At 70.3% G+C, this 14,986-nt stretch carries 16 protein-coding genes; 8 read left to right on the top strand and 8 right to left on the bottom strand.

The window, feature by feature from the left end; genetic code table 11:
* The 3 genes from IE325_RS41350 to IE325_RS41340 form a co-directional block, all read right to left on the bottom strand.
* On the bottom strand, positions 1 to 165 hold the full coding sequence (locus IE325_RS41350; RefSeq protein ID WP_190075341.1) for a hypothetical protein: 165 nt from the start codon (positions 163 to 165) through the stop codon (positions 1 to 3).
* Positions 166 to 301: 136 nt separating this feature from the next.
* Positions 302 to 1,162, bottom strand: coding sequence for a GNAT family N-acetyltransferase (locus IE325_RS41345; RefSeq protein WP_190075340.1), 861 nt, complete (start codon positions 1,160 to 1,162; stop codon positions 302 to 304).
* Positions 1,163 to 1,266: 104 nt separating this feature from the next.
* Positions 1,267 to 1,890 carry a Clp protease N-terminal domain-containing protein gene (locus tag IE325_RS41340; protein ID WP_229912427.1) on the bottom strand — a complete coding sequence of 208 codons (624 nt, stop codon included), beginning with the start codon at positions 1,888 to 1,890 and terminating at the stop codon, positions 1,267 to 1,269.
* Between the two features lie 44 nt (positions 1,891 to 1,934).
* On the opposite strand from IE325_RS41340, the gene IE325_RS41335 reads away from it, so the two are divergent.
* The 3 genes from IE325_RS41335 to IE325_RS41325 all read left to right on the top strand — a co-directional run bounded on the left by IE325_RS41335 (position 1,935) and on the right by IE325_RS41325 (position 3,877).
* Positions 1,935 to 2,552, top strand: coding sequence for a helix-turn-helix domain-containing protein (locus IE325_RS41335; RefSeq protein ID WP_190075339.1), 618 nt, complete (start codon positions 1,935 to 1,937; stop codon positions 2,550 to 2,552).
* Positions 2,553 to 2,695: 143 nt separating this feature from the next.
* Positions 2,696 to 3,403, top strand: a complete 708-nt coding sequence (locus tag IE325_RS41330) for a hypothetical protein (protein WP_190075338.1) — start codon at positions 2,696 to 2,698, stop codon at positions 3,401 to 3,403.
* 141 nt (positions 3,404 to 3,544) lie between these two features.
* On the top strand, positions 3,545 to 3,877 hold the full coding sequence (locus IE325_RS41325; protein ID WP_190075429.1) for a DUF2516 family protein: 333 nt from the start codon (positions 3,545 to 3,547) through the stop codon (positions 3,875 to 3,877).
* Between the two features lie 47 nt (positions 3,878 to 3,924).
* Here IE325_RS41325 and IE325_RS41320 read toward each other — a convergent pair whose 3' ends face one another.
* From IE325_RS41320 to IE325_RS41310, 3 genes are all read right to left on the bottom strand, one after another.
* Positions 3,925 to 5,235 (bottom strand): PP2C family protein-serine/threonine phosphatase, encoded by a 1,311-nt coding sequence (locus IE325_RS41320; RefSeq protein ID WP_190075337.1) that lies wholly within the window; start codon positions 5,233 to 5,235, stop codon positions 3,925 to 3,927.
* 283 nt (positions 5,236 to 5,518) lie between these two features.
* Complete coding sequence (locus tag IE325_RS41315) at positions 5,519 to 6,601, bottom strand: C40 family peptidase (RefSeq protein WP_190075336.1); 1,083 nt, start codon at positions 6,599 to 6,601, stop codon at positions 5,519 to 5,521.
* Positions 6,602 to 6,787: 186 nt separating this feature from the next.
* Entirely contained in the window at positions 6,788 to 7,582 is a 795-nt protein-coding gene (locus IE325_RS41310; protein ID WP_190075335.1) for a class I SAM-dependent methyltransferase, read from the bottom strand.
* Between the two features lie 291 nt (positions 7,583 to 7,873).
* Here IE325_RS41310 and mshA point away from each other — a divergent pair, with 291 nt between their 5' ends.
* From mshA to IE325_RS41295, 3 genes are all read left to right on the top strand, one after another.
* Positions 7,874 to 9,181: a D-inositol-3-phosphate glycosyltransferase gene (mshA, locus tag IE325_RS41305; protein ID WP_373315337.1), complete on the top strand. Its 1,308-nt coding sequence runs from the start codon at positions 7,874 to 7,876 to the stop codon at positions 9,179 to 9,181.
* The gene (locus tag IE325_RS41300; protein ID WP_190075333.1) at positions 9,174 to 9,674 is read left to right on the top strand and encodes a type III secretion system chaperone family protein; all 501 of its coding nucleotides are present in this window, start codon (positions 9,174 to 9,176) and stop codon (positions 9,672 to 9,674) included. Before mshA ends, IE325_RS41300 begins: the two co-directional genes overlap by 8 nt.
* A gap of 137 nt (positions 9,675 to 9,811) precedes the next feature.
* Entirely contained in the window at positions 9,812 to 11,470 is a 1,659-nt protein-coding gene (locus IE325_RS41295; protein WP_190075332.1) for a glycosyl hydrolase family 28-related protein, read from the top strand.
* Here the strand turns inward: IE325_RS41295 and IE325_RS41290 are convergent.
* On the bottom strand, positions 11,449 to 12,246 hold the full coding sequence (locus IE325_RS41290; protein WP_190075331.1) for a helix-turn-helix transcriptional regulator: 798 nt from the start codon (positions 12,244 to 12,246) through the stop codon (positions 11,449 to 11,451). The two genes, IE325_RS41295 and IE325_RS41290, sit on opposite strands and share 22 nt — an antisense overlap.
* On the opposite strand from IE325_RS41290, the gene IE325_RS41285 reads away from it, so the two are divergent.
* Positions 12,245 to 12,730 (top strand): DUF2000 domain-containing protein, encoded by a 486-nt coding sequence (locus tag IE325_RS41285; RefSeq protein ID WP_373315326.1) that lies wholly within the window; start codon positions 12,245 to 12,247, stop codon positions 12,728 to 12,730. The two genes, IE325_RS41290 and IE325_RS41285, sit on opposite strands and share 2 nt — an antisense overlap.
* A 4-nt stretch (positions 12,731 to 12,734) precedes the next feature.
* Here the strand turns inward: IE325_RS41285 and IE325_RS41280 are convergent, their stop codons facing one another.
* The gene (locus tag IE325_RS41280) at positions 12,735 to 13,994 is read right to left on the bottom strand and encodes an MDR family MFS transporter (RefSeq protein ID WP_190075329.1); all 1,260 of its coding nucleotides are present in this window, start codon (positions 13,992 to 13,994) and stop codon (positions 12,735 to 12,737) included.
* A 153-nt stretch (positions 13,995 to 14,147) separates the two neighbouring features.
* Between IE325_RS41280 and IE325_RS41275 the strand changes: the two genes are divergently transcribed.
* Positions 14,148 to 14,909 carry a phosphoglyceromutase gene (locus IE325_RS41275; protein WP_190075328.1) on the top strand — a complete coding sequence of 254 codons (762 nt, stop codon included), beginning with the start codon at positions 14,148 to 14,150 and terminating at the stop codon, positions 14,907 to 14,909.
* The last annotated feature ends 77 nt before the right edge of the window (positions 14,910 to 14,986 follow it).

The following is a 14,986-nucleotide window of genomic DNA, read 5'->3' as shown; positions in this document are numbered from 1 at the left end:
CTAGAGGACGCGGAGGTTGGCGAGCGGAATGTTCCATTCGTTCCGCTCGATGTTTCCATGGTCGTCCCGGGCGGCGGCGGGCACCGCGACCAGCATCAGCCCGGCGACGACAGCGGTCAGAACGGCAGTGACAGCGGCCAGAACGCCGGCCACGCGACGCTTCACGATCACGATTCCTCGCCCTCTCCCTCTCGACGACGCCCGTACCGACCACCACCCTGCGCCGACCCCCGGGCCCCGCCCGCCCGGACACGCCGCTCGGTGCGGCCGTACGGCCATACGGCGGGTACGTCCGTACGGCTCAGGAGAATTCGTACGCCGCCCAGTCGGTCAGCGTGCGATAGCCGAGGCGCTGGTACAGGGCGTTGCTGGTGGGATTGGAGAGGTCCGCGAACAGCACGACGTCCTTGGCGCCGGCGTCCAGCGCGGCCTGGCTGACCTGCGCCGTCACGGCAGCCGCGTAGCCGTGGCCGCGCAGCTCGGCCGGGGTGTAGACGATGTCGACCTGGATCTGGCCGCCGATCAGGGGGTTCATGCCGGCGATGGAGACGGGGGTGCCGTCCGGGGTCTCCCAGAGCGTGTAGCGCTTGTCGGCGTAGCGGGTGCGGGGCCAGGAGTCGGCGTCGATGGCGACGTCCTCCCCGACGGCCTTGGCGAACTCGCCGCACCAGTACATGACTTGGTCGAGATCCCCCTCGCCCAGGACCCGGCCCCGGCCCGCGGGCAGCGGCTCCGGTGGAGTGAGGGTGTCGAGCCGATACAGACGCAGTCGCGTGTGCCAGAGCGTCGGCGTGGCGCCGGTGTGCCGCTGCCAGGCCTCGGCGAAGGCGGTGGCGGTGCGGTGGTCCGCGTTGACGGAGGGGAGGGAGTGCCCGAGGGCGGCCAGCCGGGCGGCGAGCGTGTCGGCCTGCTCGGGTGTGAGCGGCGTGAGGCCGAGGCCGCGGGGCGGGAGGCGATGAAAGGTGGCGCGGACCTCGCCGGCCCGCTCCAGCACCCCGAACACGGCACCTTCGGCACCGAAGGCACCCAGCCCGCGCGTACGCACTCTTTCGGCCCAGGTCAACGCCATGACATGCGGGCCGGGCCACGACCGCAGGAAGTCCCCGGAGCGGGCGAGGAAGTCGTCGACGTCGTCGGTGAGGTACCAGTCGTCGGAGCGCATGGGGTCAGCATTCCCGATGCTGTGGGACGAAGGGAGGAATCGCCTGAGTTCGACGTTCGCCGCGGCTGTGCGGTGGGCTCGGCGGTGCGTGCCGGAGTCAGGGTTCAGGCATCGGCGTGTGGTGTCCACTGCGGCTCCGATCGCGCCTCGGCGATGTCGATGGCCTTGCGGGAGTAGGGAGTCCAGGCGATGCGTTCGGCTGCCTGGGATGCCCCCATGGTCAGCCGGGTTCCGACGGATCGGTGGACGGCGTCCGGTGAGACGCCGGCGGCCCGCAGGAGGCGGGTGGCGCTGTTGTTCTCCGCGGTCAGTCCCCAGAGCAGGTGCTCGGTGCCGATGTAGTTGTTGCGGTGGCGCACAGCCGCCTGCTTGACGTGAACCATCGACTGTTGGAGGTCGTCGGTCATGGCCTCGAGGCGCAGCCGGCTGGTGGTGGCGAACCAGCGGTCGAAGCGCCTGATGCCGGTCCATGAGTTGCCGTGCCTCCGGCAGCGCTCGACGCAGTCCTCCACGAGGTCGTGCGCCAGCGCCTGCAACTGACCCGCGAGTCGGGCGGCGACTGTCAGCAGGGCGAGCCAGTTGGGCTGTTCCTGCCCGCCGGGGCGGTGTGCGGTGTCGCATCTCCGGTCGACTTCCGCGATGAGATCGTCCAGAGGCGGTGCCGGGACGTGACGGCGACCGTCATGACCGCACCGACGCCCCCACAGTGGCGTGGCGCACTTTTGCAAGCGGCTGCTTGCAATAGTTAGCGGGGGTGGGGCAAGGTGGAGGCATGGCATCGCTCAACGTCGGCAATCTCGGTGAGTACCTGCGCGAGCAGCGGCGCAACGCGCAGCTGTCGTTGCGGCAGCTCGCCGATGCCGCCGGGGTGTCCAATCCGTATCTGAGCCAGATCGAGCGCGGGCTGCGCAAGCCGAGCGCGGAGGTGTTGCAGCAGGTCGCCAAGGCGCTGCGGATCTCCGCCGAGACGCTGTACGTCCGGGCCGGCATCCTCGACGCCGAGCGGGACCGGGACGAGGTGGAGACGCGCGCCGTCATCCTCGCCGATCCCACGCTGAACGAGCGGCAGAAGCAGGTGCTGCTCCAGATCTACGAATCCTTCCGCAAGGAGAACGGGTTCGGGATATCCCCCGAGGAGGGGGAGGCGTTGGTCGAGTCGGTCAAGGCGGAAGGCACCGCGGCCGCCGAGGCCGCCGTACGCCGCAGCCGTACGCCCCGCGGGGACGACGGCACGGATGCCACGGTCGACGACGGCGGCAAGCCCGCCGCGCGCCGTACCCGCACCACCGGCAAGACCCGCACCACCCGCACCACCCGCAACACCCGTACGTCCGACGGCAGTGACGCCGACCCGGAGAACCCGACCGACCCGCAGCAGTCGGCCGGCTGACGAGGAGCCGTATGAGCCGCCGTACGCGCGACGCGCACCGGCGAGCAGACGGCAGCCGTCAGCCGGCCGCAGGACACCAGCCGTCCGGCTGGCCGCGGGGACCAGAACCCTCATCTGAACAGCAACCCGGGAGGACCCTCACCATGGCCATCACCGACGACCTGCGCAAGACCCTCAGCGACCCGACCCCGCTCTACTTCGCCGCCGGCACCGCCGACCTGGCCCTTCAGCAGGCCAAGAAGGTGCCCGCCCTGGTGGAGCAGCTGCGCACCGAGGCGCCGGCGCGGTTCGAGGCCGTTCGCAACACCGACCCGAAGGCCGTCCAGGAGAAGGCCACCACGCGTGCCAAGGAGGCGGGCGAGAAGGCCAAGGAGGCGCAGGAGACCTTCCAGACCAAGGTCAACGAGTTCGTCAGCGGCCTGGACGCCGACATCAAGAAGTTCGGCACCAACCTGGACGCGGACTTCAAGAAGTTCGGCAGCAACATCGACGCCGACCTGAAGAAGTTCGGCGAGAGCGCCCAGGACCTGGCGCTGCGCACCCTCGGTGTCGCCGCCGAGTACGCCGTGAAGGCCCGCGAGACCTACGAGAAGGTCGCCGAGCACGGCGAGCAGGCCGTGAAGACCTGGCGCGGCGAGGCGGCCGAGGAGATCGAGGAGCTCGCGGTCGCCGTCGAGCCGAAGGCCGAGCCGGTCGAGGTCAAGGAGGACAAGGCCAAGGACGACAAGGCCGAGGCCAAGTCCACCGAGGCCAAGCCCGCCGCCGAGGCCGCCCCGGCGAAGAAGGCGACGGCCAAGAAGGCTCCGGCGCGCAAGACCACCGCGAAGAAGACGACGCCGCCCGCCAAGTAACCCGGACGGGTGAAAAGGGGCTGCATGGCACGGGCCGGGCACTTGGCGAGTGCTCGGCCCGTTGTTCGGGTAGCGGTCCTGCGGTTGCGGGTACCGTGACCGCGTAGATACGAGCCGAATCGGGTGGTGGACGTTGTGCTGATGCAGGGCTTCGCGGGGTTCATGTGGCTGCTGAGCATGGCCCTGATCCTTTTCAGCGGTTTCGCGCTGATCGACGCGGCCGTCCGCCGCGAGGACGCCTACCGGGCGGCCGACAAGAAGACCAAGCCGTTCTGGCTGATCATCCTCGGCCTCGCCTTCGTGGTGAACCTGATCTTCAACATCCTGTCGTTCCTGCCGATCATCGGCCTCATCGCGACCATCGTGTACATGGTCGACGTACGCCCCGCCATCAAGGGCCTCCCCGGCGGCGGCCGCAGCAGAAGGGGCTCCAGCAGCGACGGGCCGTACGGTCCGTACAACGGCGGCCGCTGATCAACGCCGGGCGGGGGTGACTGCCAGGGGTGCGAGGCCTCGCCCCCTCAACTCCCCTCAAACCCCCGATCCAGCAACAACACAGCCACGTCATCCGTCAGCTCGCCCCCGTTGAGATCCCGAACCTCATTGACGGCGGCCCGCAGCAAGGCCTCGCCCCGCAGCCCTTCGGCGAGCTGGCGGCGGACCATCGACACCATGCCGTCCTGCCCCAGCCGCTCGCGCCGACCCTCCCCGACGCGCCCCTCGATCAAGCCGTCGGTGTAGAGCATCAGGCTCCACTCCGCCCCCAGCTTCACCTCCATCCGGGGCCACCGGGCCCCGGGCAGCAGACCGAGCGCGGGCCCGTTGTTGTCGTACGGCAGCAGCTGTGCCGTACGCCCGGGCCGGGCCAGCAGCGGTGAGGGATGCCCCGCCAGGCACAGCCCGGCACGGCGCCCGTCCGGTGCGATGTCCACCGTGCACAGGGTCGCGAAGATCTCGTCGTCGGCCCGCTCATGTTCGAGGACCTTCTGCAGCGTTCCCAGTAGCGCGTCCCCGCACAGCCCGGCGAGGGTCAGCGCCCGCCAGGCGATCCGCAGCTCCACACCGAGGGCGGCCTCATCGGGACCGTGCCCGCAGACGTCACCGATCATGGCGTGCACGGTGCCGTCGGCGGTGCGGACGACGTCGTAGAAGTCACCGCCCAGCAGGGCACGCGACCGCCCCGGCCGATACCGCGCGGCGAACCGCAGCGACGACCCCTCGAGGAGCGGCGTGGGCAGCAGGCCGCGCTCCAGGCGCCGGTTCTCCTGCGCCCGCAGCCGGCCCTCGGCAAGCCGCCGCTCGGCCGTGTCGGAACGTTTCCTCTCCACGGCGTACCGGATCGCGCGGCTCAGCAGCCGGCCGTCCAGCTCGTCCCGGAAGAGATAGTCCTGCGCGCCGACACGCACGGCCTCGGCGGCGCGCTCGGCGTCGCCGGAGGCGGTGAGGGCGAGGACGGCATGCCGGGGCGCGAGCTCCAGGACGTGCCGGAGCACGGCCAGCTCGTCGTCGGTGCCCCGGCCGGGTGCCGACAGGGCGAGGTCCAGCAGGATGCAGTGGACGTCGTCGGTGAGCAGCCGCTCGGCCTCGGTGAGGTTGCGGGCGGTGCGCACCCTGATCGGCTTGCCGGCCGAGTCGTGCAGCTCGGGCACGAGGGCCGAGCCGCCGGGATCGTCCTCGATCAGCAGCAGGGTCAGACTGGTGTGGGTGGTGTTATCGACCGGTTCTCCCTTACGTGGAGCCACCTCTCGCAAGGTGCCGCCTGGGGACGCGGCCGGCGCCTGACCTGTCTCCACGGCCGGGATCGCTCTCTGCCGCGGTACGGGTACGGGCATCGTGTTGAGTTCCTTCCCTCCCCCCGAGGGCTGGTGGGAACGAGGGACCTCGATCCACCGACGGGGACCATAGCGGGTGTCGGCGCCGCAGCGGAATGGTGTGGCACACGCCGTCTGGTCGCTGGCCGCTGTCATATGCCGCGTTCCCTACCGCAGTTGGACAGGCCGGGGAGCGGCGAGGGATGACGAACGTCACGTCAGCAGGCAGTTTGAGGGCGATATGACGTGCTGTGGGTCACGTGGTACGAGTCACGCGCCCTGCACCCCAATCCGCCCTGAATCCTCACGCATCGGGCCGAACCACCCCGAGAATCGGCATCGACCCGGCCCCCGCGACGGTCACCGTCCGCCCGGGCCGCGGGGCGTGGATGATGGCACCATCCCCGACATACAGGGCGACATGGCTGGCGTCGTTGTTGTAGATGATGAGGTCACCGGGCCGCATGTCCTGAATGTCGATCCGCTTCAGCTGCTTCCACTGCTCCTGCGAGGTCCGCGGAATACCTTCCCCCGCACTCGCCCACGCCTCCGACGTCAGCCCTGAACAGTCGTATGTCTTGGGCCCCTCGGCGCCCCATTCATACGGTTTGCCCAATTGTGCCGTCGCATACTCGACGGCCTTGCGCCCGGACTCGGACGCCTTGCCCTTGATGTCGTCGAGGACGCCGGAGTCCAGCCAGTCGGTCTGTGCCCGGCGCGCGGCCTCCTCCTCCAGCTCGGCGAGGCGCTTGAGCTCCTCCTTCTCCAGCTGGGATTCGAGCTTTTCGGCCGCCTTGATCTGCTTCTCGATCTTCTTCTGCGCGGCGGCCTTGGCCTTGCGCCCGGCCTCCAGCTTCTGCCACTGGGCGGAGGCGTCCTTGGCGTACTGCTCCAAGTCCTGCTGGGTGCGGGTCATTTCGGCGAGCAGCCCCTTGGTCGCCCGCTCACCCTGAAGCACCCGCCGCGCACCGTCGAGGAAGGCCTGCGGATCGTCACTGAGCATCAGATGGGCCTCGTCGGGCAGTCCCCCCGACCGATACTGGGCGGCAGCCGCGGCCCCGGCCCGCTTCTTCAACTCCGCGAGCCTCTCCTGCCCTTTGACGATCTTCTTCGCCAGCGACACGATCTCGGCGGACTGCTTCTCGGCCGCCTCCTCGGCGGCGTTGTACTCATCGGTGGCGACGGCCGCGGAGTGATACAGCTTCTCCAGCTTCCCCCGCACGGCCTCAAGATCCTTGTTGGAGACATCAGCAGACGCGGCGGACGACGGTGAAGGAGATGGAGATGGAGACGGAGCGGCGAACGCCGCACCCGGCGCCCCCAGTACGGTGACCGCGCAGACGACGGTCACGGCAACGGCGATCAGGCCGCGCTTGCCCGTACCCATACCTGTGCCCCCAAACTGATGTCCCGTCAGTAACATACGAACGTCCGGGGGATCGTGCCACGACGGCGCGCAAAGTGACAGAGGTCTGCTTCCCCCCGTTCCCTCCCCGTCATGCCCCGAAGTGACGGTCTCCCCGCCTTTGTGACGTACGACTCGCCGAGATCGTTCCCCCGGGGGCCCGGCCACTCACCCGCGGGGCGCCAACGCCCCCCACCGCACGGTCACTTCCCCCTGCCGCCACCGCCCCGGCCCATCCGTCACCGGCCAGTCCGCCGACAACTCCCGCACCGCCCGCATCCACCGCTGACGGGCGCCGTACGACGCATAGGGCGCGGCAGCCGCCCACGCGCGGTCGAAGTCACGCAGAAAGGCATGCACAGGCTCACCGGGCACATTGCGGTGAATCAGCGCCTTGGGCAGCCGCTCGGCAAGATCCGAAGGCCGCTCCAGCGACCCCAGCCGAGTCGCGAAGGTCACCGTACGAGGCCCCTCGGGCCCGAGCGCGACCCACACATGCCGCCGCCCGATCTCGTCACAGGTCCCCTCGACCAGCAGCCCACCCACAGCCAGCCGCGCACAGAGCCGAGCCCAGACCCCCGCGACCTCCCCCTCCTCGTACTGCCGCAACACATTCGCCGCCCGCACCAACACGGGCCGCTGAGCGATCGGAATCTCAAACCCCCCATGCCGAAAGACGAGCCCGTCCCGCTCATACGGCAGCGCGGCGGCAACCCGAGCCGGCTCGATCTCCAGCCCGACCACCCGCACATCACCCGCAACCCCCCGCAGCCGCCCCAGCAACTCCACGGCGGTCCAGGGAGCGGCCCCGTACCCCAGATCAACGGCAACCGGATCAACGGCCCGCCGCAACGCGGCCCCATGCGTATGGGCGATCCACCGATCCATACGCCGCAGCCGATTCGGATTGGTGGTCCCACGCGTGACGGTGCCCACAGGGCGGGCAAAGGCGCGGGAACTCATGCACACGAGCGTATGCGTAAACCGGAATGCACCGGCACCCGCGTCCCCGCCCCACCCCGCAACCGCGGGCGCTACGCGAACCCCCACCGGACAACGACGGGCCGCCGCAGGCATCCCCACCCAACCACCGGAGGTCCACGCACCAGCACTTCGAACGGTTGAGCGACCCTCGGTAATTCCTAGGCAAAAACCACCCCACCAGGAATGGGAACCCATCCCTCCGCTGTTGCAGCCCGTGGAGGGCACCCGCACCCTCCCTCAGGCATGCCCGCAGCCAAGGAGGACCGCTACGTGAGCCAGTACGTCAGCAGGCTCGGGTGGCTCCACCGCCGCCCCCGCCGCGTGGCCATGCTCAGCGTGCACACCTCCCCCCTCCACCAGCCCGGCACAGGTGACGCCGGCGGCATGAACGTCTACATCGTGGAGCTCGCGCAGCGCCTCGCCGCGATCAACATCGAGGTCGAGATCTTCACCCGCACCACGGCCACCGACCTCCCACCCGTCGTCGAACTGGCCCCCGGCGTCCTGGTCCGCCACATCGACGCCGGCCCCTACGAGGGCCTCAACAAGGAGGACCTCCCCGCCCAGCTCTGCGCCTTCACCCACGGAGTGATGCAGGCCTGGGCCGGCCACCGCCCCGGCTACTACGACCTGGTCCACTCCCACTACTGGCTCTCCGGCCACGTCGGCTGGCTCGCGGCCCAGCGCTGGGGCGCCCCCCTGGTGCACGCCATGCACACCATGGCCAAGGTCAAGAACGCCAACCTCGCCGACGGCGACACCCCGGAACCGGCCGCCCGGGTCATCGGCGAGACCCAGATCGTCGCGGCGGCGGACCGCCTCATCGCCAACACGGCCGAGGAATCGGACGAACTGGTACGCCACTACGCGGCCGACCCCGGCAGGGTCGCGGTCGTCCACCCCGGCGTGAACCTCACCCGCTTCTCCCCGGCGGACGGCAGGGCCGCGGCCCGAGCCCGCCTCGGCCTCCCGCAGGACGCGGTGATCCCGCTGTTCGCCGGCCGTATCCAGCCCCTCAAGGCCCCGGACATCCTCCTGCGCGCCGTGGCCGTCCTCCTCGGCGAGCACCCCGAGCTGCGCTCCCGCGTCCTCGTCCCGATCGTCGGCGGCCCCAGCGGCAGCGGCCTCGCCAAGCCGGAGGGCCTGCAGAAGCTGGCGGCCCGCCTGGGCATCGCGGACGTCGTACGATTCCGCCCACCCGTCGGCCAGGAACAGCTCGCGGACTGGTTCCGGGCGGCGTCGGTGCTGGTCATGCCGTCGTACAGCGAGTCCTTCGGCCTCGTGGCGATCGAGGCGCAGGCGGCCGGCACACCCGTACTGGCGGCAGCGGTCGGAGGACTCCCCGTCGCGGTCCGGGACGGCCGTACCGGCTTCCTGGTGCAGGGCCACGACCCGGCCGAGTACGCGCGCGTGCTGCGCGCCTTCACCGACGACCCGCACCTGTCCGCCCGGATGGGCGAGGCCGCCGCCCGGCACGCCCAGTCCTTCGGCTGGGACGCCTCGGCCGCCGCCACGGCGGACGTCTACACGGCTGCGGCCCAGGCCCACCGCCGTCGCGTACGCTCCCACCATGGCTGAGGCACAGAAGGCGCAGGTCGTCATCGAGGGAGCCCTGAAGGACGCCGAACTGGAGTGGGAGAGCCCCGCCCCCGGCAATTACGTCGTCAAGCTCCCCGGCACCCGCAAGCTGTCGACGACGGTCTCCCTGATCGTCGGCCGCCACTCCCTCTCCCTCAACGCCTTCGTCATCCGCCACCCGGACGAGAACGAACCCGGCGTCCACCGCTGGCTCCTGGAGCGCAACCTCAAGCTGTACGGCGTGAGCTACGCTGTGGACCGGCTCGGCGACATCTATGTCGCCGCGAAGCTCCCCCTCGCCGCCATCACCGCCGACGAGATCGACCGCCTCTTCGGCCAGGTCCTGGAGGCGGCGGACGGCGCCTTCAACACCCTCCTGGAGCTCGGCTTCGCGTCGGCGATCCGCAAGGAGTACGAGTGGCGGGTGGCCCGCGGCGAGTCGACACGCAACCTGGATGCGTTCACGCATCTGACCCAGCGTTCGCCCGAGTGACGTAAAAGTCTGAACCAACTCCTTCTGCACGACCCCTTCCATGCCCTCCCATCGCCGTGGCATGCTCACGCCCACCGCACTTCTGAACGTCGTTCACATCCATGAAGAGCCGCATGGAATGAAAGGGACGTACGGACATGGGCAACAGGCATCTCACCAGACGGGCCGTGCTGGGCGGAGCCACAGCAGTGGCACTCGGAGCCATGAGCCGTACGGCATCCGCAACCACCGGGCCCGAAGTCCCATCCCTCTGGAGGGAGTTCACCCGCACCCCCTTCACCCACCCCCAGATCCCCTACATCGGCCGGGCGGGCTGCCGGGCCGGCGCGACCCGCCTCCCGCGCCCCCGAGTCGTGGCCGACGTACGGGACTTCGGCGCCGTGCCGGACGGTACGACCGACTCCGCCCCCGCGATCAACCGTGCCATCGCCGCCGCCGGAAGGGCCGGCGGTGGCATGGTCACCCTCCCGCCGGGCACGTTCCGCATCGACGACGTGATCCGCATCGGCCACTCGAACGTGGTCCTCCGCGGAGCGGGCAGCACCCGCACCAAGCTCCACGCGACGAAGAACCTCACCGAACTCATCGGCGTCTACGGCTCCCGCTACGGCGGCGACAAGTCGTCCTGGTCCTGGGCGGGCGGCCTGATCTGGCTCGCCCCCGAGGCCCGCTGGACCTCCCTGGTCGCCGCGATCAGGGCGAAGGCATGGCCCTTCGAGGGCTGGACCGGCAACAAGCGGGACGAGTGGCGCACCCTCACCACCCTCGCCCCCGCCCGCCGGGGCTCCTGGACGGTCACCGCCCAGGACACCTCGGCCCTGCGCCCCGGCGCCCTGGTCCTGCTCCGCCTGGCCGACGACGCCGGCCACACCCTGCTGGAGCACATGTGCGGCGGCGGCCCAGGCCCCGAGGCCTACACCTGGGACGACAAGACGAAACTGACGTCATACGTCCCCTACGAGTGGCCGGTCCGCATCACCCGGATCCACGGCCGCGAGCTCACCCTGGAACGCCCCCTCCCCCTCGACATCCGCCCCGAATGGGACCCCCGACTGACCACCCACGTCCAGGAGTTGACGGGCGCGGGCGTCGAGGCCCTGACCCTGGAGGCGACGGAAACCCCGCAGCAACCCCACCTCCTCGACAAGGGCCACAACGGCGTCGTCTTCCAGTGCGCCTACGACTGCTGGGCGGACGACGTGACGGTCCGCCACGTCGACAACGGCTTCGGCCTGGTGGCGGCCTCCGCCTGCACCCTCCGCCGCACACGCGTGGCGGGCCGGGGCACCCACCACCCGTACTTCTGCCGGGAGGGCTCGCACGACAACCTGATCGAGCACTTCACGATCGAGCCCCGCACGACACAGGCGCCCACCAACACCCAGCTCCACGGCATCAACGTCGAGGGCCTGTCCTCCCACAATGTCTGGTCCCGCGGCGACATGCGCATGGGCACCTTCGACAGCCACCGAGGCCTGCCCTTCGCCAACGTCCGCACCGACATCACCGTGGACAACAACGGCCGCCACGGCGGCGACGCCAGCGCGGGCCCGCTCTTCGGCGCCCGCTTCACCCACTGGAACATCCGGGTCACCAACGTCCGCGCGGGCATGATCCGCCTCGACGGCCTCGCCCCCTACTCCGCCACGGTCGGCCTCAACGAGGTCAGGGAGTTCGACCAGATCGACGTACCCGACTTCACCGGTGACCTCCATTCCCGCCTGGAGCTGTATGGCACCACGGACGCCGTACGCCCGCGCAATCTGTACGACGCTCAGCGCGCGCTGTCGCGATAGCGCCCCGGCGGCACGCCCACCAGCTTCCGGAAGTGCCGGGTGAGATGGGACTGGTCGTAGAAGCCGGTCGCCACGGCCACCTCGGCAGGCGACCGGCCTTCCAGCAGCAGCCGGCGGGCCCGGTCGACGCGGCGGGACATCAGATACTGGTGCGGGGCGATGCCGTACGCGGTGCTGAACGACCGTACGAGATGGGCGGGATGGGCGCCCAGCAGCACCGTCGCCTCATCAAGGGCGAGCCCCGGCACGACCCGCTCGTCGAGGAGTTCACGCAGCCGGCGGGCGAGGGCGGGGTCGCGGCGCGGGACGTCGGGGAGGCTCCTCGGCCTCAGATGGGTCCGCAACCGGTCGCCGATGAGCGTGAGCCGGCTGTCCGCCTCCAACTCGTCCCCGGGGTGGGTGAGGGCGGTGTGCACCTGAGCGACGCGCAGCCGGAGCACCGGATCCGCCAGGTCGGGGGAGTCGACCGCCGGGCCGATGAGATCGTCGCCGAGCCGCGTGCCGTCCAGATACAGCACCCGTTTGCGGAAGCCGTGCGGGGTGGCGGGGGAGCCGTTGTGCGGGACATGCGGCGGGAGCAGGGACACCGTGTCGTGCGGGGTGCCGTGCTCATGCCGGTCGAGGTCGTACCGTACGGCGCCGTCGTCGACGATGAGCAGCGTCCAGGCCTCGTGCACATGCATCGGATACGCGTACTCGGTGAAGTGGGCGTGGAAGACCTCGGTGACGCCCGGGACCCGGGGCCGCCACGCGGTGACTTCCTCACGGGTGCCCATGCAAAGAACGTACAAGACCGGACCGCGGACCGGCCGACAGTCTCGACCCATGAGCGATGAAGCACCCGTACCCGTCCGTTTCGACACCAAGATCGCCGTCCTGCTCCGCGAGGACCTGGAGCCCTGGCAACGGCTGAACGTCACCGCGTTCCTGGTCAGCGGCCTGGGGGCGGAGATTCCCGAGGTGATCGGGGAGCCCTACGAGGACGCCGACGGGGTCGGCTATCTGCCGATGTTCCGGCAGCCGGTCCTGGTCTTCGAGGCCACCAAGGAAACCCTGAAGACAGCACACGCGCGTGCCCTCTCCCGCGCCCTCCCCCGCGCGCTCTTCACCTCCGACCTCTTCACCACGGGCAACGACCGCGACAACCGGGCGGCGGTGCGGGCCGTGCCGACCGGCGAGCTGGATCTGGTGGGGCTGGCGGTGTACGGGCCGAGGAACGGGGTGGACAAGGTGGTGAAGGGGGCGAGGATGCACCCGTAGTCAGTCACGCCGCGCTGACCTCGGGCTTGGCGTCGGCGGGGGCGGCGTTGTCGGCCGGGGCCTGGGCGGGCAGGCGGCGCATGAGGACGCCGTATCCGAGTGCGGCCGCCGTGCCGATGACCGCGCACAGTCCCCAGAGCCACTCGGCGCCGTAGCGGTCGATGACGAAGCCGGACATCAGGGGCGCGACCAGGGATGCCACGGCCCAGGAGAGGGTGTACATGCCCTGGTAGCGGCCGCGGCCATGGGCGGGGGAGAGGCGGACGACGAGGCCGGTCTGGGTGGGGGCGTTCAGCATCTCGCCGAGGGTCCATACGCAGACCGTGAGCGCGAAGATCCCGACGGACCCGGCGAACGCGGTGAGGCCGAAGCCGTACCCCACGAGCAGGGACGACACGATGAGGATCCGTGCGGCGTCCCGGCGTTCGATGAGCCGCGTGACGGGGATCTGGAGCGCGACGATCAGGAAGCCGTTGACGGCGATGGCGAGGCCGTAGTCGGCGGGTGAGAACCCGGCGTCCCCCATCGCGATCGGCAGTCCGACCGAGCCCTGCTGGAAGACGAGCGCGACGAGGAAGGACAGCCCTACGACGCTCATGAAGCGCCCGTCACGCAGCACGCTCCCCAGCCCGGCCTTGTCCTCGCCCGCCTGGGCGTCCTGGACGACGGGCCGCGACTCGGGCAGCTTGACGAACACCACGACCGCGCAGACGGCCGTCATCCCGGCCTCGATCAGGAACCCCGCGAGATAGCTGACCTCGGCGATGAACCCGGCGGCCATGGAGGAGACGGCGAATCCGAGGTTGATGGCCCAGTAGTTGAGGGAGAAGGCACGCACCCGGTCCTCGGGGCGCACGATGTCGGCCATCATCGCCTGCACGGCGGGCCGGGAGGCGTTGGAGGCGGCGCCGACGAGGAAGGCCACGCCGGCGATTGCGACGGGGTGATGCATGAACCCGAGCACGGCCACGGAGACGGCGGTGGAGCCCTGGGCGATCAGCAGCGTGGGCCGCCGCCCGAGCCGGTCGGTCATGACGCCGGCGCCGATCGACGAGACGACGCCGCCGAGCCCGTGCAGCGCGGCGACGAGACCGGCGTAGGAGGCGGAGTAGCCGCGGTCGAGGGTGAGGTACAGCGCCATGAAGGTGGCGACGAAGGCGCCGAGCCGGTTGACGAGGGTGCTGGTCCACAGCCACCAGAACTCGCGGGGGAAGCCGGAGACGGACTCCCGGGCGGCACGTCTCAGGGCGGCGGCGAGCGGCATGCGGATCCTCGGGGCGATGTAAGAAGCGCGGAAGGTGATCGCAACTTACAAGTGGGGCCGCCGCCCAGGCCACTCGATTAACAGATCCCGTCAACCGTCCGCCCTTCGGGAGGGGGGAGCACCCGGCCAAAGCCTTGGATTACGCTCGGACGCATGGCCGACGCACCGTACAAGCTGATCCTCCTCCGCCACGGCGAGAGCGAATGGAACGCGAAGAACCTGTTCACCGGCTGGGTGGACGTCAACCTCAACGAGAAGGGCGAGAAGGAGGCAGTCCGCGGCGGTGAGCTCCTGAAGGACGCCGACCTGCTCCCCGACGTGGTCCACACGTCCCTCCAGAAGCGCGCGATCCGCACCGCCCAGCTGGCGCTGGAGTCGGCCGACCGCCACTGGATCCCGGTCCACCGCTCCTGGCGCCTGAACGAGCGCCACTACGGCGCCCTCCAGGGCAAGGACAAGGCCCAGACCCTCGCCGAGTTCGGCGAGGAGCAGTTCATGCTGTGGCGCCGCTCGTACGACACCCCGCCGCCCCCGCTTGAGGACGGCACGGAGTTCTCCCAGTCGGACGACCCGCGCTACGCGACGATCCCGCCGGAGCTGCGCCCCCGCACGGAGTGCCTGAAGGACGTCGTGGTCCGCATGCTCCCGTACTGGTACGACGGCATCGTCCCGGACCTGCTGGCGGGCCGCACGGTCCTCGTCGCCGCCCACGGCAACAGCCTCCGCGCCCTGGTCAAGCACCTCGACGGCATCTCCGACGCCGACATCGCGGGCCTGAACATCCCGACGGGCATCCCGCTGTACTACGAACTCGACGCGGACTTCAATCCGGTGACGCCGGGGGGCAGGTACCTGGACCCCGAGGCTGCTGCGGCGGCTATCGAGGCGGTCAAGAATCAGGGCAAGAAGAAGTAGCCCATCCCCGAAGCAGCCCCCTACCTGCGGATCTTCCGGCAGGAGGGGGCTCTTCTCTGCCCTCGGCCTACGCTGAA

The organism is Streptomyces lanatus, assembly GCF_014655715.1.
Taxonomy (GTDB): Bacteria; Actinomycetota; Actinomycetes; order Streptomycetales; family Streptomycetaceae; genus Streptomyces; species Streptomyces lanatus.
Note: the sequence above shows the minus strand (reverse complement) of the source record. Positions and strands in the feature narration are given on the sequence as shown.